This is a genomic window from Streptococcus sp. SC1 (assembly GCF_030272855.1).
Lineage (GTDB): Bacteria > Bacillota > Bacilli > Lactobacillales > Streptococcaceae > Streptococcus.
The window spans coordinates 67,281-90,482 of sequence record NZ_JAQCMU010000006.1; the positions used below are offsets into that span (position 1 = coordinate 67,281).

The following is a 23,202-nucleotide window of genomic DNA, read 5'->3' on the forward strand; positions in this document are numbered from 1 at the left end:
GATTTTTGTCCCAGCCTCTTTTTTAGGATTGACAAGGATTGCTTTTTATGGGAAACTAGTTTTATATTTTTTAGCTTGTTTTTTATACTAGAAAGGAAGCTAAAGAATGACCATGAAAACGTACGTGAGGAAACCAAATGCGCTTGATTTATTTTGTGATTGCCTGCTTATCTTTGGCCTTAGGAGTGCTGGGGATTTTTCTGCCCCTTCTTCCTACGACTCCTTTTTTACTTTTGTCTATTGCTTGCTTTTCGCGCAGTTCCAAGCGGATTGAGAATTGGCTTTATCACACCAAGCTATATCAGACCTATGTTGCAGATTTTCGGGAGACAGGTTCGATTGCTAAGGAGCGCAAGAAAAAGATTATCGTATCCATCTATATCTTGATGGGAATTTCCATTGCGTTAGCTCCGATAATTTGGGTAAAAATTTTCTTATTCGCCCTGACAATCTTTATTACCTATTATCTTTTCAAGGTCATCCCAGATAAGGAATAGGCCAGGAATTACGCTAAGAAGACAAGTAAACAAGTGCGTTGGCACTTGTTTTTTGGTATAATGGTAGATGGTTCACAAAGAACATCATTTTAGAAAGGATGGATTGGACTCATGCTCTGCCTTGGCCTAGCATGAAAAAGAAATTATGGAACAATTAAAAGATGCACTGCTGGAGCAGTTTGGGCTGGTGTTTGAAGACAGCAGTCTGCTAGAGACCGCTTTTACTCATACCAGCTATGCCAATGAGCACCGCCTCTTAAAAATTTCACACAATGAACGCCTGGAATTTTTAGGAGACGCTGTTCTGCAGCTGATTATTTCTGAGTATTTATATAAAAAATACCCCAAAAAACCAGAAGGAGATTTGTCAAAACTACGCTCCATGATTGTTCGGGAGGAGAGTTTGGCTGGCTTTGCACGGGACTGTCAGTTCGATCAGTTTATCAAGCTGGGTCGCGGTGAGGAAAAGTCAGGAGGCCGCAATCGCGATACCATTCTGGGTGACTTATTTGAGGCCTTTTTGGGTGCCCTTCTTTTGGATAAGGATGTGGAGACTGTCAAAGACTTTATTTACCAAGTCATGATTCCCAAGGTAGAAGCAGGTGACTTTGAGCAGGTGACTGACTATAAGACTAAGCTGCAAGAACTCCTACAGGTTAATGGGGATGTGGAGATTGTCTATCAGGTTACAGATGAGACAGGGCCAGCCCATGCTAAGAACTTTGCTGTGGCTGTGTTAATCAATGGTCAGAAAGCGGGTCAGGGACAAGGCCGTTCTAAGAAACTGGCTGAGCAGGAAGCTGCCAAGGATGCATTTGAAAAGGAAAGTCACTAATGTTTTTAAAGGAAATTGAAATTCAGGGCTTCAAGTCATTTGCAGATAAAACCAAGGTGGTTTTTGATCAAGGTGTGACTGCTGTTGTTGGTCCCAATGGCTCTGGTAAGTCCAACATTACGGAGAGCCTGCGCTGGGCTCTGGGTGAGTCGAGCGTCAAGAGTCTGCGGGGCGGTAAGATGCCCGATGTCATCTTTGCAGGGACGGAGAACCGCAAGCCACTCAACTATGCTTCGGTCGTTGTGGTTTTGGATAATCAGGACCAGTTTATCAAGCAAGCAGGCAAGGAAATCCGTGTCGAGCGCCATATCTATCGCAGTGGTGATAGCGAGTACAAGATTGACGGTAAAAAGGTCCGTCTCCGCGATGTCCATGACCTTTTCATGGATACAGGGCTAGGACGGGATTCTTTCTCTATCATTTCCCAAGGGAAAGTAGAGGAAATCTTTAACAGTAAACCAGAGGAGCGTCGGGCTATTTTTGAAGAAGCGGCCGGAGTGCTCAAATATAAGACCCGCCGCAAGGAAACGGAAAGCAAGCTGGCGCAGACTCAAGACAATCTTGATCGCTTGGAAGACATTATCTACGAGCTGGATAGTCAAGTCAAGCCACTGGAAAAGCAGGCTGAGACGGCCAAGCGCTTTTTAGAACTGGATCAAGAGCGTCAGGAGCTTTATCTGGATGTCTTGGTGGCTCAGATTAAGGCGAATAAAACTGATTTGACGGCGGCAGAAGCTGATTTGGAAGCGATCAAGCAGGAGCTGGCGGCCTATTATACGAAACGGGATGAACTGGAACGTGAAAACCAAGAGATTAAGGTTAAACGTCAGGAAGTGAATCAAAAACTGTCTGACGATCAGGCCAGTCTTTTGGAACTGACTCGTTTAATCAGTGATTTGGAGCGCCAGATAGACCTAGCCAAGTTGGAATCTAGTCAGGCAGCTAGCAGCCGTTTGGAAAATGAAGAACGTTTGGCAGGACTGAGAGAAAAAAGCCAGCAGTTGACGGATGATATTTCCTCCAAGGAAGCTCATCTAGCTGATTTAGCAGTCCAGTTGACTGAAAATCAAGAGGCCATGAGCCAGTTGGAAGCAGAGTTGGCGGACTTTTCAGATGACCCAGACCAGCTGATTGAAAATCTGCGGGATCGTTACGTCAAGCTCATGCAAGAAGAAGCGGACTTGTCCAACGACTTGACCTCGCTAGAAAATCGACTGGAGAATGAGCGAAGCCAAGCTGCCAGTAAACAGGCAGAGTTTAGCAAACTACAGGCTGATTTAAAGGCTGGTAGGCAAGAAGAAGCGGCTCGACAGGCGGAGTTAGAAGAAGCTCAGACTGCCCTCAGAGCCTTGCTAGGTCAGTATCAGGAGCAGCAGGGGCAGGTCGAGAAGTTGGCGACTGCTTATCAAAATGAGCAAACCAGCATGTTTGCCCTGCTGGATGATTTGAAAAATAAAAAAGCCCGTGCAGCCAGTTTAGAAGCTATTCTTAAAAATCATAGTAATTTCTATGCAGGTGTAAAAAGTGTCCTGCAGGAAGCTGATCGTCTGGGTGGTATTGTCGGGGCAGTCAGCGAGAAATTGAGCTTCGATCCTCATTACCAGACCGCTTTGGAAATTGCGCTGGGGGCAAGTAGTCAGCATATCATCGTTGAGGACGAAGGGGCAGCGACCAGAGCCATCGATTTTCTTAAGAAAAATCGGGCTGGTCGGGCTACCTTCCTACCTCTGACGACCATCAAGGCTCGTCAACTTCCCGAGCAAAATCAATCCAGAATTGAGGCTAGTTCAGGCTTCTTAGGTATAGCTTCGGAGCTGGTGACCTATGAGCCAGGTTTGGAGAATATTTTCCAAAATCTATTGGGGACAACCGCTATTTTTGATACGATTGAGCATGCGCGTGCGGCTGCTCGTCAGGTACGTTACCAAGTCAGAATTGTAACGCTGGACGGAACGGAACTGCGCACAGGCGGTTCTTACGCCGGAGGAGCCAATCGCAATAATAACACAATCTTTATCAAGCCTGAACTGGACAGCCTGCTTGGAGAAATGGAGCAGCAGTCCCAGAAGCTGAAAGCTCAGGAGCAGCAAGTCGAAAGCTTGCAGTCTCAGCTATCAGAGGCCAAGCAAGCCTTGGAAGCCATCAAGTCTGAGGGTGAGCAAGCCCGCTTGACGGAGCAAAGAGTCAAGTTGGCCTACGAACAGATTGCAGAGCGGGTTGCGGAACTCAGCCAGCTGGAGCAACTCCAGGAGCAAGATTTGGCTAATCAGACTGAAGCAGCAGGCCTTGCTGAAAAGAAAAAAATGGAAGAGCGGCTGTCGGCTATCGAGGCTTCCAAAGTAGCCATTACTGCTGAAATCGAGCAAGTCAAGTCGAATAAAAACGCTGTTCAGGATCGTTTCGATCAGCTATCGGCTAACTTGTCAGAACTGAAATTGAAGAGCACGGAGCTGACTTCTAGCCAGCGCTTTGAGAAGAATGATTTGTCGCGTTTGCTAGAGGAGAAGGCTGCTCTGGACAAGGAAGTCGTTACTTTGCAGCTTTTGATAGAGCAAAAGGAAGAAGCGGTCAGCCAGAAGGTGGATATTTCCGTCTTGGAAGAGCAGCTTAAGACTGCCCAAGAGAAAAAGACAGACTTGGATCAGAGCCTCATCCGACTCAAATTTGAGCTGGACGACTTAGAGGGCCAGTCTGAGGATATTCTAGGGAACTTAGATCAAGCCCGTCAGCAAAACGAAAGTCTGATTCGCCGTCAGGCCAAGGCAGAGGCTGAAAAAGAGAAATTTTCAGATGCCTTGCGTCGTCTGCTGACTAATCTGACGGATAATTACCAGATCAGCTTTGAAGAGGCTGATCAAAGAGCGCGTTCTTTGGAAAATCTTGCAGCTGCAGAAGCCCAAGTCAAAGACTTAGAAAAGGCTATTCGTGCTTTGGGACCGGTCAATCTGGAAGCAGTAGAACAATTTGAAGAAGTCAGCAACCGACTGAATTTCCTCAAAAGTCAGCGGGACGATGTCCTCTCAGCCAAAAATCTTCTCTTGGAAACCATTGAAGAGATGAATGACGAAGTCAAGGAACGTTTCCAAACAACCTTTGAAGCCATTCGTGAAAGCTTCAAGCTGACCTTTAGCCAGATGTTTGGCGGCGGTTCAGCTGACCTGATCTTGACAGAAGGCGACCTGCTGACAGCTGGGGTAGAGATTTCGGTTCAGCCTCCGGGCAAGAAAATCCAATCTCTCAATCTTATGAGTGGTGGAGAAAAAGCCCTGTCAGCCTTAGCCCTTCTCTTCTCCATCATCCGCGTCAAGACCATTCCGTTTGTTATCTTGGATGAAGTTGAGGCAGCTCTGGATGAGGCCAATGTCAAGCGCTTTGGGGATTATCTCAATCGCTTTGACAAAGAAAGCCAGTTTATCGTTGTGACCCACCGTAAGGGAACCATGTCTGCGGCAGATTCCATCTATGGAGTAACCATGCAGGAGTCAGGAGTTTCCAAGATTGTGTCGGTCAAGTTAAAAGATTTAGAAAGTTTATAGTATGAGTATAAAATTAGTAGCAACAGAAATCGGAATAAGGTAATTGATACAATAGAATACTAAGAAAGCCTTTGAATAAGTTGTTTCAAGGCTTTTTACTGTCTATAGATAGAAGGAAATGGGTATCAGAAATACTTTGATTCTATGGAGACACCCTTGATTTGTTAAACGTTAAATTGCATGTTTCGAAAGTCAATCATCTTGAGGCAGTATAACTGCATAATAACATTTCTTTCGTCAATAGAAAGTAGGAGTTATAGTAAATTGTGAGAATTCTTGGTATAATGAGGATAATAAATAAAAAATAATTTGAAGGCACAGGTATGTTGATGGAAATAAACTAGGTTATAGATAATACAAAAGCGTATATCGTCTGTCATTACATTCCTTGGCGGATTTACAACGAATATTATAGGCTCTTCTCAAATGTGTTCTCTGTGATTATGGGGATTTTCTTCATGATTAATATTCTCGTAAGTAAGGAAATACTCGCACGTTTAACGCTTCGCATTCTCAATGTGGTGTTGCTAAAAGACAAAATTGAGCACATTCTTATGTCGGGGAAGTCATCGTGGATACGTATGACCGTTTCTTGATGAGTCAAATCATCGAGGCGGGAATTGTTGGGGTTATGATTTTTGCCGCATACTCTCTTGTAGGGTTGCCATATGCAGGACTTGTTGGGGTGCTGGCCGGAGTATTCTCGTTCATTCCGAATATCGGGCCGTTTATGGCGTGCGGAATCGTAATGCTCTTCATCTTTACAGAAAGCCCAATTCAAGCACTCATTTCGGTTGTCGTCTTTATGGTCGTTCAAACAGTGGAAGGCAATGTCGTCTATCCTAGGGTTGTCGGCAGTTCCGTAGGGTTGCCAACGGCTCTAACCCTTGCTACTACGTTAATCGGTGGAAATCTCTTTGGTTTAGTAGGAATGATTTTCTTCACACCAATCTTTGCCGTGATTTACCGTCTCGTGAAAGAATGGATGGAGAAACATGAACAAGCTGCTCCAGTGGTAGCTGTAGGAGGTATTATTGATGAAGAAAATTAGCGACTTAGGGATTACGGGGAAAAAGCTCCTCTTTGAAGGGATTGCGTTCCTTGTTGCTGGGATATTGCTCCTTATATTCGGACCAAGCTTCCCAGAATTGATGTTACGTCTGTTTTTAACATTCTTATGGGCCCGTGAACTATGGAATTTCTTATTCCGTTGGTTTAGTAAAGCGGCATCTAAAGACCCGTTATGGCTGAATATAGGGAAATTTTCCCTTTACGGATTTTTAGCAGGAAATCAATTCTTCCTGTCATTGCCGATTGCGATTGTAAGCATCTTGATGGGACTCAATGAAGTGATGAAGGCGGGAATTAGTGGTGTGACATACTATATTTATGTCAAAGATGATATTCGCCCGCGATTTCGCTTGCTCTTTGATACCATTTGGCTTTCAGTTGTCGGGGTAGCCACTTTAATTTCTCTTGGGGGCGACGGCAATTTGCAAATGTTCTTCCTTTCGCTCTATTTTATCGGGTATGGGATTAGCAATATTCGGGACGGCTGGTTCTTCGAGGCCGAAGTTGGAAAGAAAGTCCTTCGCAGACGCTTGCGTCGTGGGATGCCGCTTGTATTTGCTGCACTGATTCCTCGAGTAACCTTACAAAAAATTAATGATGCGTTGGAACTTGGAGAAGGCGAAACGGCTTCAGAAATTTACGACCGTGCCAAAGAAAATGCAGAACCAAACTTAGAGATGTTTATTCATGTCACAAAAGACGGGTTTGGAGCCATCGGGCATGTCGACCTGTGTTATAAGGGCCGCATTATTTCATTCGGAAACTACGATACGAATTCGGAGCGCCTCTTTGGAACGATGGGGGACGGGGTACTTTTCAGTGCCGACCGTGAAAAATACATCGAATTTTGTAAACGCGAAAATCATAAGACCCTACTGGGATATGGTCTTGCCTTGTCTCCAGAACAACTCGCGGCCATCGATAAGGAAATCGCCAAATTGATGTCGCTGACAGTGCCTTGGGATCCACCGAAAATGGTGAAACCTAAGCATCCTGTAATCGACAAAGAAGAACCAATGTATGCCTACAAGCTCAAACAAGAAGCAGATGCACTCTTGTATAAATTTACCTCTTCAAAATTCAAGACGTATTTTGTGATGAGTACCAACTGTGTATTGCTAGCCGATACGATTGTCGGGACAGCAGGCACCGATATTTTAAGCGCCCGAGGATTTATTTCACCAGGAACGTACCAAGATTACTTAGATAAGGAGTTTGAGAGACCGCATAGTCTAGTCGTGACGAAGCGCGTCTATCAGTAAGAACATGGAACTTCATGAAAAAGAATTCTTTATGAGGGAAGCGTTGAAGGAAGCGCAGAAAGCCTATGACCAAGCGGAAGTGCCAATCGGGGCTGTCGTGGTCTTGAATGGTGAAATTATTGGGCGTGGTCATAACTTACGTGAAAAGGAACAAGACGCCACGCTGCACGCCGAAATCAAAGCCATTCGCCAGGCAAACCAACACCTTGGAAGCTGGCGACTCGAAGACTGCTAAGTCAGTTTGTAGACCACGCTTCGCCAGAACGTATTTGCCAAATAGCAAAACATAAATTGAATTTAGGATAACTAAATATATAAAAAGTTTATGTGATGTTATTTTATAAAATAAAAAAGTAAATAGATATAGTATAAACAATATCAAAAACGGTCAGGTCATAGAAATATGATCTGACTGTTTTTCATCTGTGGAATGAAGTGTTAGTTTTATGATATAATATAAAGGATTAACAGAGATGAGAAATGATGGGGGTTGCCTAAATCCTTAAAAGATGCATACCCTAAATGCCCTTTGCACACCCCTAATTCAAAAAAGGAGATAATTGTATGATAAGACTCATTGCCACAGATATGGACGGGACTTTTTTAGATGACAAGGGTCAGTTTGATATGGAGCGGCTCAAGCACCTGCTAGCTCAGTTTAGAGAAAAGGGCATCTACTTTGCTGTTGCCAGTGGTCGAGGGATTCTCTCTCTTGAGAAGCTCTTTCATGAAGTTCGGGATGATATTATCTTTATCGCAGAAAATGGTAGCCTAGTAGAGTTTCAAGGAAAAGATCTATACGAAGCAACCATGCCAAGAGAATTTTATCTAAAGGTATTTGACAAGCTTAAGGAGTCGCCTTTTGTCAATATCAATGAGTTGCTTCTGACAGGGAAAAAAGGCTGTTATGTGCTAGAGACAGTAGATCCGACTTATCTCTCTTTCAGCGCTAATTATAATGAAAATATCCAAAAAGTTGCTGATTTTAGTGAGATTACAGACGAGATTTTTAAATTCACGACCAATTTCAGCGAAGAAACAGTGGCCGACGGCGAAGCCTGGGTCAATGAAAATGTCGCAGGTGTCAAGGCGATGACAACAGGCTATAAGTCGATTGATATCGTGCTGGACTATGTGGATAAAGGCGTGGCTCTTGTCGAGCTAGCTAAGAAGCTAGGCCTAGAAATGGACCAGGTCATGGCTTTTGGCGATAACCTCAATGACCTGCATATGATGCAGGTGGTGGGGCACCCGATTGCACCAGAAAATGCACGGCCGGAAATTTTGGCAGTTGCGAAAGAAGTGATTGGCCACCATGCGGCCCAATCTGTTATGACCTACATGGAGGGCTTATAATGGCTGATATTAAATTGATCGCTTTGGACTTGGACGGGACGCTTTTGACTACGGATAAAAAGATTTCTCAAGGGAATCTGGCAGCGCTCAAAGCGGCTCAGCAGCAAGGTGTCAAAGTTGTATTGACCACAGGGCGTCCGCTTAAGGCTATGGAATTTTTCCTGCATGAGCTGGGCACTGATGGTCAGGCAGATGAATACACCATTACCTTTAATGGTGGTCTAGTTCAGCGCAATACAGGCGAAATTTTGGATAAAACAGTTTTTGCCTACGATGATGTAGCTAGAATTTATGAAGAGACTGAGAAATTGGGTCTGCCTCTGGATGCGATTGATGGGGGCTTGGTTTATCAGATTCAATCAGACCAAGTATCGCTCTATGCGGAGTTTAATCCAGCTCTGAACTTTGAATCCATTGCTTTTGAAGACCTTTCTAGCCAAATTACCTACAATAAGTGCGTCACAGCCTTTGCTCAGGAACCGCTGGATGCAGCCATTCCTCATATTGCGCCCGAACTGTTTGACCAGTATGAGATTTTCAAATCACGGGAAATGCTGCTGGAATGGTCACCGAAAAATGTCCACAAGGCGACTGGTTTGGAGAAACTGATTGCCCACTTGGGAATTGATAAAAGCCAAGTTATGGCTTGCGGTGACGAAGCCAATGATTTGTCAATGATTGCTTGGGCTGGTCTGGGCGTTGCCATGCAAAATGCCGTGCCAGAAGTCAAGGAAGTCGCAGAAGTTGTCACTCCGATGACCAATGATGAAGATGCAGTTGCTTGGGCAATTCGGAAATATGTATTGAAGGAGAACTAAAGAATGGGATTATTTGACCGTCTTTTTGGACGTAAAAAAGAGGAACTTGAAGAAAAGCCCCAGATAGAGGAACAGGCAGAGGAGAGTTATCAGACTACAGAAATTGAAGTTCCATCTGAGACAGACTTCCAGCCCCTTGCTGCTTCTAGTGAAGAAACAGCGGAAACTCCGGTAGTAGAATCTGTGTCAGAAGAGAATACAGAGCCTGCAGTTTCAGCAATTTCTGAGCAGGAATTGGCCCCAACTAGCCAGCAAGCTGACTTATTTCAACCAGTGCTTGAAGATCAGGAAAGTCCTGAGCAAGTTTTGGCTGAGGCAGAAGAGCAGTCTGAAACTTCAGCAAATCAAGCACTGGACAGCAGTAGCGAATCAGAAGCGGCGACTGAAAGCAGAGATTATTACCAAGAATTGCAGGAGCGTTTGGCTGCAGCGAGAGAGCAAATCAGCCATGAACCAGGGCAAGAAGCAAGCACTTCTTCACAAGTAGACTCGACCGAGTGTGGAGAAGGGGCGACGGAAGAGTTGGCTCAAGTTGAAAATGAGACTCCCGCAGAAACAGCTGAATACCAAGAAGAAAGTGTCCAAGACAAGTATGACCGCAGTCTTAAAAAGACGCGGACTGGCTTTGGTGCTCGTCTCAATGCCTTCTTTGCTAATTTCCGCTCAGTTGACGAAGATTTCTTTGAAGACTTGGAAGAATTGCTGATTACCAGTGATGTCGGTGTGCAGGTAGCTTCCAATCTAACTGAGGACTTGCGCTATGAAGCACGTCTGGAAAATGCTAAGAAACCAGACGCCTTGCGCCAACTCATCATTGAAAAATTGGTCGATATCTATGAGAAAGACGGCCGTTTCAATGAAAAAATCAATCTGCAAAAGGACTTGACAGTCATGCTCTTCGTCGGTGTAAATGGCGTAGGGAAGACGACCTCAATCGGCAAATTGGCCTATAAATACAAGCAAGAAGGTAAAAAAGTGATGCTGGTGGCAGCAGACACCTTCCGAGCTGGAGCCGTTGCCCAGTTGGCTGAGTGGGGGCGCCGAGTAGACGTGCCTGTCGTGACTGGTCCAGAAAAGAGTGATCCAGCCAGTGTCGTGTTTGACGGTTTGGAAAGAGCCAAGGCTGAAAATGTTGATATTCTCATGATTGATACAGCTGGTCGCCTGCAAAATAAGGACAATCTCATGGCAGAGCTGGAAAAAATCGGTCGTATTATCAAGCGGGTAGATCCAGCAGCGCCACATGAAACTTTCTTGGCCTTGGATGCCTCCACTGGTCAAAATGCACTGGTTCAAGCCAAAGAATTTTCAAAAATTACGCCTGTGACAGGTATTGTCCTGACTAAGATTGACGGAACTGCGCGCGGTGGTGTTGTCCTTGCCATTCGTCAGGAACTGGATATTCCAGTGAAGCTGATTGGTTTTGGCGAGAAAATTGACGACATCGGCGAGTTTAATTCTGAGAACTTTATGAGAGGCCTCTTAGAAGGTTTGGTGTAATAGTCTATCAATAAAGCCTAAATTGAAATCAAACTCTTCTATCAAAAAGTAGTCAAAATAGATGAAAAGGTTTGCTTGTTGCAAGCCTTTTTTCTTCTTTTTTGATATAATAAGAAGAATAAAATGAAAGAAGGAAATCCAATCATGGGAAAACTTGAAGTTATCGCTCATCCACTCATTCAGCATAAATTATCTATCTTGCGTCGTACAGATACCTCTACTAAAGCTTTTCGTGAATTGGTAGATGAAATCGCAATGCTGATGGGATACGAAGTTTTGCGCGATTTACCACTTGAAGATGTAGAAATTGAAACACCAATTACGAAAACAGTTCAAAAGCAGATTGCAGGGAAAAAATTGGCTATTGTCCCAATCTTGCGGGCTGGTATCGGCATGGTGGATGGTCTCCTGAGCCTGGTTCCTGCTGCCAAAGTCGGCCACATCGGAATGTACCGTGACGAAGAAACCTTGAAGCCAGTTGAATATTTGGTAAAATTGCCAGAAGACATTGACCAACGTCAAATCTTTGTTGTCGATCCAATGTTGGCTACAGGTGGTTCTGCTATCTTGGCTGTGGATTCTCTGAAGAAACGTGGCGCAAGCAATATTACATTTGTCTGCTTAGTGTCTGCTCCAGAAGGTGTTAAAGCCTTGCAGGATGCTCATCCTGATGTAGATATTTTCACTGCTGCACTTGATGATCATCTTAATGAGCATGGCTACATCGTCCCAGGTCTCGGAGATGCTGGTGACCGCCTCTTTGGTACAAAATAATAGCTAGAAACTGTAAAAAGGAAAGTTCTGCTAAATCGGTGGATTTGTGCTTTCTAAACCAAAGATAATCTCAGCGCTGCTTTCTGTCATCCGACAGAGAAAGCAAATATTTGACCTTTTTTGACCAAAAAGATATAATAATGAATAGATCGAATGAAGGAGAAAATATTCATGATTCCTGTAGTTATTGAACAAACCAGCCGTGGTGAGCGTTCTTATGACATTTACTCACGCCTTTTAAAAGACCGTATTATCATGCTGACGGGTCCTGTTGAGGACAATATGGCTAATTCTGTTATTGCGCAGCTACTTTTCCTAGATGCACAAGACAGCACCAAGGACATCTATCTTTATGTTAATACTCCAGGTGGCTCTGTGTCAGCGGGATTGGCGATTGTAGATACCATGAACTTTATTAAGTCTGATGTGCAGACGATTGTCATGGGAATGGCAGCTAGCATGGGAACTATCATTGCTTCTAGCGGTGCTAGGGGCAAACGATTCATGCTTCCAAATGCAGAGTATATGATCCACCAGCCGATGGGTGGTACTGGTGGCGGTACTCAGCAAACAGATATGGCCATTGCAGCAGAGCATTTGCTCAAGACTCGTAAGACCTTGGAGCAAATTCTTGCTGATAATTCTGGTAAATCGGTTGAGCAGATTCACGCAGATGCAGAACGTGATTACTGGATGAGTGCTCAAGAAACTCTTGAATATGGTTTCATCGATGAAATCATGGCTAATAATAATCTTAGCTAGTTTTCATTTATAACTACGAAAAATGCCCCATTTGCGGGCTTTTTTTGATATAATCAATAGAGTACAAATGACCAGAGAGGATTGTCATGTTTAAAAAAGAGGAACGAATGGGTTTCATCATTCATCTATACTATAATCGCGATGCAAAGAAGCTGGCTCATGTTGGAGATATTATTTATCATTCTAAGAAACACCGCTATTTGCAGCTTTATGTGGCAAAAGATCAGGCAGATTCTCTGAAGGAGAGCCTGTCAAAAGAGTCCTATATCAAAAAAATCCAGACTTGCGAGATCCAAAATTTGGATACGAATTTTGTTGGAAGTTTATTTAGAAACCAAGAAAACGCTATTATTTAAAAAAATGTCTTCTTTGGGTTGACAATTGTCAGATAATTCGGTATATTCTTACTATATCATTTGCAAACATAGCAAAAAACAAAATAGAGGAGATTATTCATGAAGAAAAAATTTGCACTTTCGCTTGTAGCTTTTGCTAGTGCTGCGCTTCTAGCAGCCTGTGGAGAAGTTTCTACAAACAACTCATCTGCTACTGGAACAGAAATCGGTAAAACACTTAAGTTCGGTTTCAACTTTGAAGAAACTGGCGCTGTAGCAGCTTATGGTACTGCAGAACAACACGGTGCTCAACTTGCTGTTGATGAAATCAACGCAGCTGGCGGTATAGACGGCAAGAAAATCGAAGTAACTGATAAAGACAACAAATCAGAAACTGCAGAAGCTGCAACTATTTCTACAAGCTTGGTAACTCAAGACAAAGTTAATACAATCATTGGCCCTGCAACTTCAGGTGCCGTTGCTGCTGCAATCGCAAATGCTGGTAAAGCAGGCGTTCCTTTGGTAACACCAAGTGCTACACAAGACGATTTGACAAATAAACAAGATTATTTGTACCGTGCAACCTTTACTGATGGTTACCAAGGTAAAATCATTTCTAAATATGTAACAGATACTTTGAAAGCTAAAAAAGTTGTTCTCTACTATGATAATTCAAGTGATTATGCAAAAGGAATGGCAGAAGCTTTCAAGAAAGAATACAAGGGTGAAATCGTTGCGACAGAAACTTTCGCTTCTGGTGACTCAGACTTCCAAGCTGCTTTGACAAAAATCAAAGGTAAAGACTTTGATGCACTGATTGTGCCAGGTTATTACACAGAAGCTGGTAAGTTGGTGAACCAAGCGCGTGGTTTGGGAATCAACCAAACAATCGTTGGACCTGATGGATTTAGCGATGCCAAGTTCGTTGAGCAAGCAACTCCAGCAGCAGCAACTAATGTTTATTATGTATCTGGTTTCTCAACTTCAGGTGACATGACAGATAAAGCGAAGAAATTCGTTGCAGCTTACAAAGCTAAATATAACGAAGAACCTTCAATGTTTGCAGCCCTTTCATATGACGCAGTTTATATGGCAGCAGAAGCATCTAAGGGTGCAAAAACATCTGTAGATATTAAAGATAACCTTGCTAAGTTAAAAGACTTTGAAGGAGTTACTGGATCTATTACCATCGATAAAGATCACAATCCTGTGAAGACAGCCTTGATGATTGGTTTGAAAGATGGTAAAGTAGAAACTGTTGAAACAGTTAAACCTGAATAAAGGGTCTGAGGCTGGGGACAAACCCAGTCTTTGACTTGTTTCTTACTTGCTTATGATGTTTGAGTAGAGACGGCAAGACAAGGCTTCGTCTGAGATTGTTGTTTCTGCTCTTATTTTATATTAGAAAGAGTGGTGTGGAATGCTCGAACAATTTCTTCAGCAATTGGCTAACGGATTGATTTTGGGGAGTGTTTATGCGCTTCTAGCCTTGGGTTATACCATGGTTTATGGAATTATCAAACTGATTAATTTCGCGCATGGAGACATTTATATGATCGGTGCTTTTATGGGATATTACCTGATTAACACCCTTCACCTAAACTTCTTTGTAGCCCTTATTTTATCTATGGTTGGAACAGCGATCCTTGGTGTAGTGATTGAGTTCTTAGCCTATCGCCCTTTGCGCAATTCAACGCGGATTGCAGCCTTGATCACAGCAATTGGGGTTTCTTTCCTCTTGGAGTACGGGATGGTCTTCTTTGTAGGTGCCAATACTCGCTCCTTCCCTCAAGTGATTAAAACAGTGCGTTATACGCTTGGGCCAATTTCGATTTCCAATATTCAACTGATGATTTTGGGAATTTCTATTTTACTCATGGTTGGTTTGCAGTTTATTGTGCAAAAGACGAAAATGGGTAAAGCCATGCGGGCTGTTTCCGTGGATAGCGATGCCGCCCAGCTGATGGGGATTAATGTCAATCGTACGATCAGCTTTACTTTTGCCTTGGGTTCAGCCTTGGCAGGAGCAGCAGGGGTGCTGATTGCCCTTTATTACAACTCGCTTGAGCCACTGATGGGAATGACCCCAGGTATCAAGTCTTTCGTTGCGGCAGTTTTGGGAGGAATTGGTATCATCCCAGGGGCAGCTTTGGGTGGTTTTGTAATCGGCCTCTTGGAAACTTTTGCAACAGCAGTTGGACTGTCAGATTTCCGTGATGCGATTGTGTATGCGATCTTGATTATCATTCTATTGGTTCGTCCAGCTGGTATTCTAGGTAAAAATGTGAAAGAGAAGGTGTAATGTATGAAAAATAATTTAAAAGTAAATGCGTTATGGCTTGCTCTGATCCTCTTTGGCTATCTATTGATGACAGTGCTTGCTAGCACAGGTATTCTCAATCCTTTCTATCTGCAAATCTTTGAGCAGATTGGAATCAATATTATCTTGGCTGTTGGCCTCAATCTTATCGTTGGTTTTTCTGGGCAATTCTCGCTTGGGCATGCTGGCTTTATGGCCATTGGTGCCTATGCAGTAGCTATTATGGGCTCTAAATCTCCAAACTATGGTACTTTCTTTATTGCTATGTTGGTTGGCGCTGTGATTGCAGGTGCAGTAGCTCTGCTTGTTGGTATTCCGACCCTGCGCTTAAAGGGAGACTATTTGGCAATTGCGACGCTGGGTGTTTCTGAAATTATCCGGATTTTGATTGTCAATGGAGGTGACCTGACTAATGGTGCGGCAGGTATCCTATCCATTCCTAACTTTACCTCTTGGCAGTTGGTTTATGTCTTTGTCGTAATTACAACTATTTTGACTCTTAACTTCCTCCGCAGTCCTATCGGACGTAGCACCTTGTCTGTTCGCGAGGACGAGATTGCGGCAGAGTCTGTCGGTGTCAATACAACAAAAATTAAAGTCATTGCTTTCGTTTTTGGGGCTATTACAGCTTCTATTGCAGGTTCTTTGCAGGCTGGATTTGTTGGCTCTGTTGTACCAAAAGACTATTCCTTTATCAATACAATCAATGTCTTGATTATCGTCGTTTTTGGCGGTCTTGGATCAATGACTGGAGCAATCGTTGCGGCAGTGGTATTGGGTATCCTCAATATGCTTTTACAAGATATCTCAAGTGTTCGGATGATTGTTTATTCACTTGCCCTAATCTTGGTGATGATTTTCCGTCCAGGTGGCTTGCTTGGTACTTGGGAATTTAGCTTGGCTAAGCTCTTTAAAAAGAATAAGGAGGTCAAAGAATAATGGCACTTCTTGATGTAAAAAAATTAACCAAAAATTTTGGAGGGCTAACAGCTGTTAGTGACGTGACTCTGGAATTGAACGAAGGGGAACTGGTCGGTCTTATTGGGCCTAACGGTGCTGGAAAAACAACTCTTTTCAACCTTTTGACAGGTGTTTATGAACCGAGTGAGGGAACGGTTACTTTGGATGGCCATTTGCTGAATGGCAAAACACCTTACAAAATTGCAACTCTGGGTCTCAGCCGGACTTTCCAAAATATTCGCCTTTTTAAAGATTTGACTGTTTTGGATAATGTATTGATTGCTTTCGGTAATCACCACAAACCTCATGTGTTGGCTTCTTTCTTCCGCCTTCCAGCATTTTATAAAAATGAAGATGAATTGAAAGCAAAGGCTCTGGAATTGCTGGCTATTTTTGACTTGGATAAGGAAGCAGAAACCTTAGCTAAAAATTTGGCTTATGGTCAACAGCGTCGTCTGGAGATTGTCCGAGCGCTTGCCACAGAGCCAAAGATTCTCTTCTTGGATGAGCCAGCTGCTGGGATGAATCCACAGGAAACAGCTGAGCTGACTGCTCTGATCCGTCGGATTAAAAATGAATTTAATATTACCATCATGCTGATTGAGCATGATATGAGTCTGGTTATGGAAGTAACTGAGCGCATCTACGTACTAGAGTACGGTCGCTTGATTGCCCACGGCACACCAGATGAGATTAAGAATGACAAACGCGTTATTGAAGCTTATCTAGGAGGTGAAGCCTAATGTCCATGCTCAAAGTTGAAAATCTATCTGTCCACTATGGCATGATTCAGGCTGTCCGTGATGTCAGCTTTGAAGTCAATGAAGGAGAGGTTGTTTCTCTTATCGGTGCCAATGGTGCTGGTAAAACGACCATTCTCCGCACGATCTCTGGTTTGGTTCGCCCAAGTGCTGGGAAGATTGAATTTTTAGGCAATGAAATTCAAAAAGTGCCTGCTCAAAAGATTGTGGCTGCGGGGCTTTCACAGGTTCCAGAAGGGCGCCATATTTTCCCAGGTTTGACTGTCTTGGAGAACCTTGAAATGGGAGCTTTTCTTAAGAAAAATCGTGAAGAAAATCAAGCCAATCTCAAAAAGGTCTTCTCTCGTTTCCCGCGCTTGGAAGAGCGTAAAAACCAAGATGCTGCAACTCTTTCAGGTGGTGAGCAGCAGATGTTAGCTATGGGTCGAGCGCTCATGTCTACTCCTAAGCTCTTGCTCTTGGATGAGCCTTCTATGGGCTTGGCGCCAATCTTCATTCAAGAAATCTTTGATATCATTCAAGATATCCAAAAGCAGGGTACAACTGTGCTTTTGATTGAGCAAAATGCCAATAAAGCACTGTCTATCGCAGACCGTGGTTATGTTCTTGAAACAGGAAAAATTGTTCTATCTGGAACAGGCCAAGAGCTCCTCGCTTCTGACGAAGTCCGAAAAGCATATCTAGGTGGTTAAAAAGGTCCAGTGGACCTTTTTAAGTTGCAGATAAAGAAAACGGAGTTTTCGTCAAAATCTGGGAGATTGTTTCAGGTTGCAGATGGGAACTCGTGGCAGCGAGTTTTCGCTTATTAAGGTCCATAGGACCTTTTTTATTTTCAAGATAAATTTGTTTATTTGAATGAACCGATAGCTGTTTTTGCTTACAACCAAAGAGTTGCATTGGTAACTGTACGTTTTTTAAAATCTGCTGGGTCTTTTTTAGATGAGGCTAAAGTTTCGCGGTATAGTTTTCTTTGATGAAAGTCTCCATTTTTTAAGTACTGTGGTAGTAAGCAATGTAACAACCCCACAGAAATCTTGCTCTGAATTTATTTCTTCATTTTAAGTATCGAGCGAAAATATGGTAAAATATGGGAGAAGAAAATTGCTCGGGTCGAAATAAAGATTGGAAATTTCGGAAAAATTGTCAAGGTATAGAATATGCTTATAGGCGGTAACTGGTGAGATGGAGAGTCATTTTAGCTTTTGATTTTAAAGTGAAGAAAGATAATGCTTTCTGTTTTCCTCAACACCTTTCTCTTACGCAACTAGAATTCAATAAAGATATGCTTATCAGGGATAGAAAATGGTAATCGAGTTTCTTTGCTTGATGTGCTTGAGCGGGTAATATTAGTTTTTGAAAACATTTAAATAATTATAGAGGTTCAAATATGAAACTAGTCAGTGACAGGTTTTTGAAAAAGGTTATTATAAATCGATCGCCAGACAGTCATAAAGGTAACTATGGTTGTTTGCTATTGATTGGCGGAACCTATCCCTATGGTGGAGCTATTATCATGGCTGCCTTGGCTGCGGTAAGGAGCGGAGCTGGTTTGGTGACTGTTGCAACTGAACGGGACAATATTTCCGCCCTCCATGCCCATCTGCCAGAGGCTATGGCCTTTGATTTGCGGGAACAAGAGCGGCTGATAGAGCAGATCCGCAAGGCTACTGTTATTTTAATCGGGCCGGGTTTGGCTGAAAATTCTTTAGAGAAATCGGTGCTGCAGTTGGTTTTACAGCTTGTAAACAAGCAACAAATCTTGATTATGGATGGGGGCGCTATCTCGCTTTTTGCCAAGCAAGCTCTGCCTTTTCCAAACTCCCAGACAATTTTTACCCCTCACCAGAAAGAATGGGAAAGTTTGTCTGGCTTGCCCATCGAGTCGCAGGACGAAAAATCTAGCCAAAAGGCTGTTGACCAATTTCCTAAGGGAACTCTAGTTGTACAGAAAAGGAATGGAACGCGAGTTTTTCAGAGTGGGGAAAAGGATGTTTATCATCTGCAGGTTGGTGGTCCCTATCAAGCCACCGGCGGTATGGGAGATACCTTGGCAGGGATGATTGCCGGTTTTGCAGGTCAATTTGAGCAGGTTTCACTTTTTGAAAGAGTGACAGCTGCGACCTACTTGCATTCAGCCATTGCGGATGAGTTAGCCAAAGAAGTTTATGTGGTATTACCGACAGAACTGAGTCAACGAATTCCAACTTGGATGAAAAATTTTAGTCAATAAATCTTGGGAGGCTTGGAAAAATCCGAGCCTCTTTTTGTGGATTAGGAAATCTTGTCTTAGTTAGGAAAAGTCTAAGATTCACCAACTTTCTCACATAATTACTTTTTTAATTTATAGAAAAAAGTTAATACGATAGAAAACTTTTTTGTGCTATAATAAAAATAAAGTATGAGAGTTAAAAGTATAAAAACTAGTAGAAAAGGATAAGTGCGGAAAGTGCCATGTCAGAGCTAAAAGTAGCAATTGGGAAAAAAATTCGAGAACTGCGGGAACAACGTAAAATGACAAGGGAATTGCTGTGTGAGGATGAGACTCGTTTGACGGTCAGACAGCTTGCTCGTATTGAGGCAGGCGATTCGATTCCTAGTTTACTAACCTTAGAATTCATTGCGCAACAGTTGCGCATTGAAATGTATCAAATTATCAAGGAAAGTACAAAATCTTAGTGATTTTTATCCTGAAAATTGGGAACTTGGAAGCACCGCCTTCTTCCATTTTTTGGTATAATAAAGGTTACGCAAATACTAGAAAATAGAAAGGGAGCGACATGCCAGATTATTTATCGGTTTCTACCTTGACCCGTTATCTGAAGATGAAGTTTGACCGTGATCCTTATCTGGAACGGGTTTATCTGACAGGTCAGGTCTCTAATTTTCGCAAGCGTCCCAATCACCAGTATTTTTCCCTCAAGGATGAGAAGGCAGTTATTCAGGCGACTATCTGGTCAGGTGTTTATAAAAAGCTTGGTTTTGAACTAGAAGAGGGCATGAAGGTCAATATCATTGGCCGTGTGCAGCTCTATGAGCCAAGTGGTTCCTATTCGATTGTCATTGAAAAGGCTGAACCAGACGGCATTGGCGCCTTGGCTGTTCAGTTCGAGCAGCTCAAGAAAAAACTGGGAGAAGAAGGTCTTTTTCAAGATAAATTTAAACAAGCCTTGCCTCAATTTCCTAAGAAAATTGGGGTGGTGACCAGTCCTAGCGGGGCTGTCATCCGAGATATTATCACGACAGTCAGCCGCCGTTTTCCCGGTGTGGACATTCTACTTTATCCAACCAAGGTTCAGGGCGAAGGAGCTGCCGCCGAGGTAGCGGCTAATATCCGTCGAGCCAATGAGCGAGAAGATTTGGATGTCTTGATTATAGGTCGAGGTGGCGGATCCATCGAGGATCTTTGGGCTTTTAATGAAGAAATCGTCGTACGAGCTATATTTGAGTCCCAGATTCCGATTATTTCCAGTGTGGGCCATGAAACGGACACGACTCTGGCTGACTTTGTGGCAGATCGACGAGCAGCAACCCCCACAGCAGCCGCTGAATTGGCGACACCAGTCACCAAGCTGGATCTTCTGGGGTATTTGAATCAGCAGCAAAATCGTCTGTCTAATGCAGCTTCCAATCGTCTGGCTTACCAGCGGGAACGCTTGCATAAATTGGCTTCATCTGTTATTTTTCGTCAGCCAGAACGGCTTTATGATGGCTATCTGCAAAAGTTAGACCAGCTCAATCTACGATTAAAGCAAAAAATTCGCGAATATTATAGTGAAGAAGTCCAGCAGGTCAAGATTCTCCAGCATCGCTTGGAATCTCTGTCACCTCTGCGGCAGGTGCAGCGCTATCAGGAGCAGGTGCACCAGCAGGAGCGCTTGTTGCGTAGCAATATGGCAGTGATTTATGACCATAAGGTGGCTGAAGCCAAGCGGCTGTCTGATGCGCTACTCATGCTGGATACCAGTCGCATTGTAGCGCGGGGCTACGCTATTATCCAAAAAAATAAAACAGTAATCGAGTCCAGTCAGGATATCAAGAAGAAGGACCAGTTGACCATTCTCATGCGGGATGGTCAGGTCCAAGTTGAGGTAAAAGATGTCAAAAGACAAAAAATTTGAAGAAAATTTAGCTGATTTGGAAGCCATTGTCCAGAAGCTAGAAAATGGGGATGTGGCATTGGAAGAGGCCATCGCTGAATTCCAGAAGGGCATGCAGTTGTCTAAAGACTTGCGAAAGACGCTGGATCAGGCAGAGAAGACCTTGGTCAAGGTCATGCAGGCGGATGGCACGGAAACGGATATGGAATGACAAGAGAGCATAAAATCAGGCAAATTGGTCTGACGATTCAAGAATTTTATCAGAGCAAGGAAGTGTCAGCGGATTTGACTGAGACCATTCTCTATTCTGTCGAGGCTGGTGGCAAGCGGATCCGCCCTCTCTTGCTTTTGGAATTGCTGGAGGGTTTTGGTCTGGAATTAACTCCTGCTCATTTTCAGGTGGCAGCAGCTATAGAGATGATTCACACCGGTAGCCTGATCCATGATGATTTGCCAGCGATGGATAATGATGACTACCGCCGAGGCCGTCTGACCAGCCACAAGAAATTCGGGGAGGATATGGCCATTTTGGCGGGAGATTCTCTCTTTTTGGATCCTTATGGTTTGGTGGCAATGGCAGAGCTCCCTAGTCAGGTCAAGGTGGAGCTGATAGCAGAGCTGTCTTTGGCGGCTGGATCCTTTGGTATGGTGGCTGGGCAGGTTTTGGATATGCAGGGAGAAGGCCGCAAGTTGACCATGGACCAGCTCCAGACCATCCATGCCAATAAGACAGGTAAGCTCTTGGCCTATCCTTTTGTAGCGGCTGGGATCATTGCTCAGACTGGTCAATCAGTCCTAGGGAAGCTTCGTCAGGCGGGAGAGCTCTTGGGTTTGGCTTTTCAGGTGCGGGATGATATTTTAGATGTGACGGCTAGTTTTGAGCAGATCGGTAAGACACCGCAGAAGGATCTGGCGGCTGAGAAATCAACTTATCCAGCCTTGCTAGGCTTAGATGGAGCCAGAGACTTTTTCGATGAAACGCTGGAACAAGCAAAAAGCCTGCTGGAGCAACTAGAAAAAGAAAGTGATTTTTCAGCGGAAGAAATTCAAAAAATAATAGAAAGTTTGAGACTGGATGGCTAAGGAAAGAGTGGATGTACTGGCCTATCGACAAGGCCTCTTTGAGACCCGAGAGCAGGCCAAGCGCGGAGTGATGGCAGGCCTAGTCGTGGCACTTGCGAATGGAGAGCGTTTTGACAAACCGGGTGAAAAAATCGATGATGCAACAGAGCTCAAGCTCAAGGGAGAAAAACTCAAGTATGTCAGTCGTGGCGGCTTAAAATTAGAAAAGGCTTTGCAAGTGTTTGGCCTTTCGGTGGCAGATCGAGTGGCCTTGGATATCGGAGCTTCGACCGGTGGCTTTACTGATGTTATGTTGCAGGATGGAGCTAAGTTGGTCTATGCTGTTGATGTTGGGACTAACCAGTTGGCCTGGAAACTTCGCCAAGATGAGCGGGTTGTCAGCATGGAGCAGTTCAATTTTCGCTATGCGGAGCCAGCTGATTTTGACTTTCGGCCCAGCTTTGCCAGCATTGATGTTAGCTTTATCTCGCTCAGCCTGATTTTGCCGGCCCTCTATCAGATTTTAGAAGAGAGCGGTCAGGTCGTGGCTTTGATCAAGCCTCAGTTCGAGGCTGGCCGCGAGCAGATTGGCAAGAAGGGGATTATCAAGGACAAGAAAGTTCATTTGGCGGTGCTGGAAACTGTGACAGCCTTTATGCTGGAAGCAGGTTTTTCAGTCAAAGGTTTGGATTTTTCTCCGATTCAGGGCGGGCATGGCAATGTCGAATTTTTAGCCTTTCTGGAGAAAAGTGAACAGTCGAAAGATGACTTGGAGCAAGACTTAGTTGCTGTCGTAGAGGCAGCCCACAAGGAATTTAAAGATGAAGAAGAAGGATAGATTAGAGAGAATCAGACGATTTGTCAGCGAGTTTGAGATTGGCACCCAAGAGGAAATTGTAGAACATCTCAGGGAGTCTGGTATTACAGCGACACAGGCAACGGTTTCACGAGATATCAAGGAGCTAGGGATTGTCAAAATCCCTTTTAAAGATAATACCTATATTTACGAGCTTCCAAAAACAGCTAGCAATAGTCTGAAGTTGGCTGAAAATAATATTTTGGCCTGTCGAAATCTAGGAAATATGCTCAATCTCAATCTGGTGCCAGGGAGTGCAGCGGTTGTCAAGCGTCATCTGAGTAAAGAATTTGCTGAGGAAATTTTCAGCATTATTGCGGATAATGACAGTATCCTAATCGTTGCAGTAAGTGAAAGTGCAGCCCAAAAAGTCACGGCTAAAATCAATAATTGGTAGGAA

Annotated in this window: 22 protein-coding genes and 2 pseudogenes; all 24 read left to right on the plus strand. The window is 43.7% G+C overall.

The annotated features are described in order from the left end of the window. Positions 1-137 precede the first annotated feature (137 nt). The 24 genes and pseudogenes from PAN94_RS08830 to PAN94_RS08945 all read left to right on the plus strand — a co-directional run bounded on the left by PAN94_RS08830 (position 138) and on the right by PAN94_RS08945 (position 23,199). On the plus strand, positions 138-497 hold the full coding sequence (locus PAN94_RS08830; RefSeq protein WP_015605195.1) for a YbaN family protein: 360 nt from the start codon (positions 138-140) through the stop codon (positions 495-497). A gap of 145 nt (positions 498-642) precedes the next feature. Beyond that, positions 643-1,332, plus strand: a complete 690-nt coding sequence (gene rnc / locus PAN94_RS08835) for a ribonuclease III (protein WP_045501072.1) — start codon at positions 643-645, stop codon at positions 1,330-1,332. Continuing rightward, the gene (smc, locus tag PAN94_RS08840; protein WP_285875550.1) at positions 1,332-4,868 is read left to right on the plus strand and encodes a chromosome segregation protein SMC; all 3,537 of its coding nucleotides are present in this window, start codon (positions 1,332-1,334) and stop codon (positions 4,866-4,868) included. The genes rnc and smc overlap by 1 nt, the downstream gene beginning before the upstream one ends. A gap of 366 nt (positions 4,869-5,234) precedes the next feature. Further along, positions 5,235-5,919, plus strand: a pseudogene (locus PAN94_RS08845) (AI-2E family transporter); the annotation flags it as partial. Next, positions 5,906-7,201 carry a hypothetical protein gene (locus PAN94_RS08850; RefSeq protein WP_285875551.1) on the plus strand — a complete coding sequence of 432 codons (1,296 nt, stop codon included), beginning with the start codon at positions 5,906-5,908 and terminating at the stop codon, positions 7,199-7,201. The pseudogene PAN94_RS08845 and the gene PAN94_RS08850, both read left to right, overlap by 14 nt. Before the next feature lie 4 nt (positions 7,202-7,205). Further along, positions 7,206-7,433 (plus strand): annotated as a pseudogene (locus PAN94_RS08855) (nucleoside deaminase); the annotation flags it as partial. Positions 7,434-7,765: 332 nt separating this feature from the next. Next, a complete protein-coding gene (locus tag PAN94_RS08860; protein ID WP_015605189.1) occupies positions 7,766-8,557 on the plus strand; it encodes a Cof-type HAD-IIB family hydrolase in 792 nt (263 codons plus the stop codon). Beyond that, entirely contained in the window at positions 8,557-9,375 is an 819-nt protein-coding gene (locus PAN94_RS08865) for a Cof-type HAD-IIB family hydrolase (RefSeq protein ID WP_015605188.1), read from the plus strand. The genes PAN94_RS08860 and PAN94_RS08865 overlap by 1 nt, the downstream gene beginning before the upstream one ends. 3 nt (positions 9,376-9,378) lie before the next feature. Beyond that, entirely contained in the window at positions 9,379-10,875 is a 1,497-nt protein-coding gene (ftsY, locus tag PAN94_RS08870; protein WP_285875552.1) for a signal recognition particle-docking protein FtsY, read from the plus strand. 144 nt (positions 10,876-11,019) lie between these two features. Continuing rightward, on the plus strand, positions 11,020-11,649 hold the full coding sequence (upp, locus tag PAN94_RS08875) for a uracil phosphoribosyltransferase (RefSeq protein ID WP_015605186.1): 630 nt from the start codon (positions 11,020-11,022) through the stop codon (positions 11,647-11,649). Between the two features lie 171 nt (positions 11,650-11,820). Further along, positions 11,821-12,411, plus strand: a complete 591-nt coding sequence (locus PAN94_RS08880; RefSeq protein WP_285875553.1) for an ATP-dependent Clp protease proteolytic subunit — start codon at positions 11,821-11,823, stop codon at positions 12,409-12,411. An 86-nt stretch (positions 12,412-12,497) separates the two neighbouring features. Then, a complete protein-coding gene (locus PAN94_RS08885) occupies positions 12,498-12,767 on the plus strand; it encodes a DUF2129 domain-containing protein (RefSeq protein WP_015605184.1) in 270 nt (89 codons plus the stop codon). A gap of 99 nt (positions 12,768-12,866) precedes the next feature. Next, positions 12,867-14,027: an ABC transporter substrate-binding protein gene (locus PAN94_RS08890; protein ID WP_285875554.1), complete on the plus strand. Its 1,161-nt coding sequence runs from the start codon at positions 12,867-12,869 to the stop codon at positions 14,025-14,027. A 139-nt stretch (positions 14,028-14,166) separates the two neighbouring features. Continuing rightward, positions 14,167-15,048: a branched-chain amino acid ABC transporter permease gene (locus tag PAN94_RS08895; protein WP_005589506.1), complete on the plus strand. Its 882-nt coding sequence runs from the start codon at positions 14,167-14,169 to the stop codon at positions 15,046-15,048. A gap of 3 nt (positions 15,049-15,051) precedes the next feature. Next, the gene (locus tag PAN94_RS08900) at positions 15,052-16,005 is read left to right on the plus strand and encodes a branched-chain amino acid ABC transporter permease (protein WP_005589507.1); all 954 of its coding nucleotides are present in this window, start codon (positions 15,052-15,054) and stop codon (positions 16,003-16,005) included. Then, entirely contained in the window at positions 16,005-16,769 is a 765-nt protein-coding gene (locus tag PAN94_RS08905) for an ABC transporter ATP-binding protein (RefSeq protein WP_285875555.1), read from the plus strand. The genes PAN94_RS08900 and PAN94_RS08905 overlap by 1 nt, the downstream gene beginning before the upstream one ends. After that, positions 16,769-17,479, plus strand: coding sequence for an ABC transporter ATP-binding protein (locus tag PAN94_RS08910; RefSeq protein WP_005589511.1), 711 nt, complete (start codon positions 16,769-16,771; stop codon positions 17,477-17,479). The genes PAN94_RS08905 and PAN94_RS08910 overlap by 1 nt, the downstream gene beginning before the upstream one ends. A gap of 695 nt (positions 17,480-18,174) precedes the next feature. Next, positions 18,175-19,017, plus strand: a complete 843-nt coding sequence (locus tag PAN94_RS08915; RefSeq protein WP_285875556.1) for an NAD(P)H-hydrate dehydratase — start codon at positions 18,175-18,177, stop codon at positions 19,015-19,017. Positions 19,018-19,238: 221 nt separating this feature from the next. Further along, positions 19,239-19,463 carry a helix-turn-helix domain-containing protein gene (locus PAN94_RS08920; protein WP_005589514.1) on the plus strand — a complete coding sequence of 75 codons (225 nt, stop codon included), beginning with the start codon at positions 19,239-19,241 and terminating at the stop codon, positions 19,461-19,463. A gap of 101 nt (positions 19,464-19,564) precedes the next feature. After that, entirely contained in the window at positions 19,565-20,905 is a 1,341-nt protein-coding gene (gene xseA, locus PAN94_RS08925; RefSeq protein ID WP_285875557.1) for an exodeoxyribonuclease VII large subunit, read from the plus strand. Then, positions 20,883-21,095: an exodeoxyribonuclease VII small subunit gene (locus tag PAN94_RS08930; RefSeq protein ID WP_285875558.1), complete on the plus strand. Its 213-nt coding sequence runs from the start codon at positions 20,883-20,885 to the stop codon at positions 21,093-21,095. The genes xseA and PAN94_RS08930 overlap by 23 nt, the downstream gene beginning before the upstream one ends. Further along, positions 21,092-21,967, plus strand: a complete 876-nt coding sequence (locus tag PAN94_RS08935) for a polyprenyl synthetase family protein (protein ID WP_285875559.1) — start codon at positions 21,092-21,094, stop codon at positions 21,965-21,967. Before PAN94_RS08930 ends, PAN94_RS08935 begins: the two co-directional genes overlap by 4 nt. Further along, positions 21,960-22,784 carry a TlyA family RNA methyltransferase gene (locus tag PAN94_RS08940; protein ID WP_285875561.1) on the plus strand — a complete coding sequence of 275 codons (825 nt, stop codon included), beginning with the start codon at positions 21,960-21,962 and terminating at the stop codon, positions 22,782-22,784. Before PAN94_RS08935 ends, PAN94_RS08940 begins: the two co-directional genes overlap by 8 nt. Next, complete coding sequence (locus PAN94_RS08945) at positions 22,768-23,199, plus strand: arginine repressor (RefSeq protein ID WP_285875563.1); 432 nt, start codon at positions 22,768-22,770, stop codon at positions 23,197-23,199. The genes PAN94_RS08940 and PAN94_RS08945 overlap by 17 nt, the downstream gene beginning before the upstream one ends. The last annotated feature ends 3 nt before the right edge of the window (positions 23,200-23,202 follow it).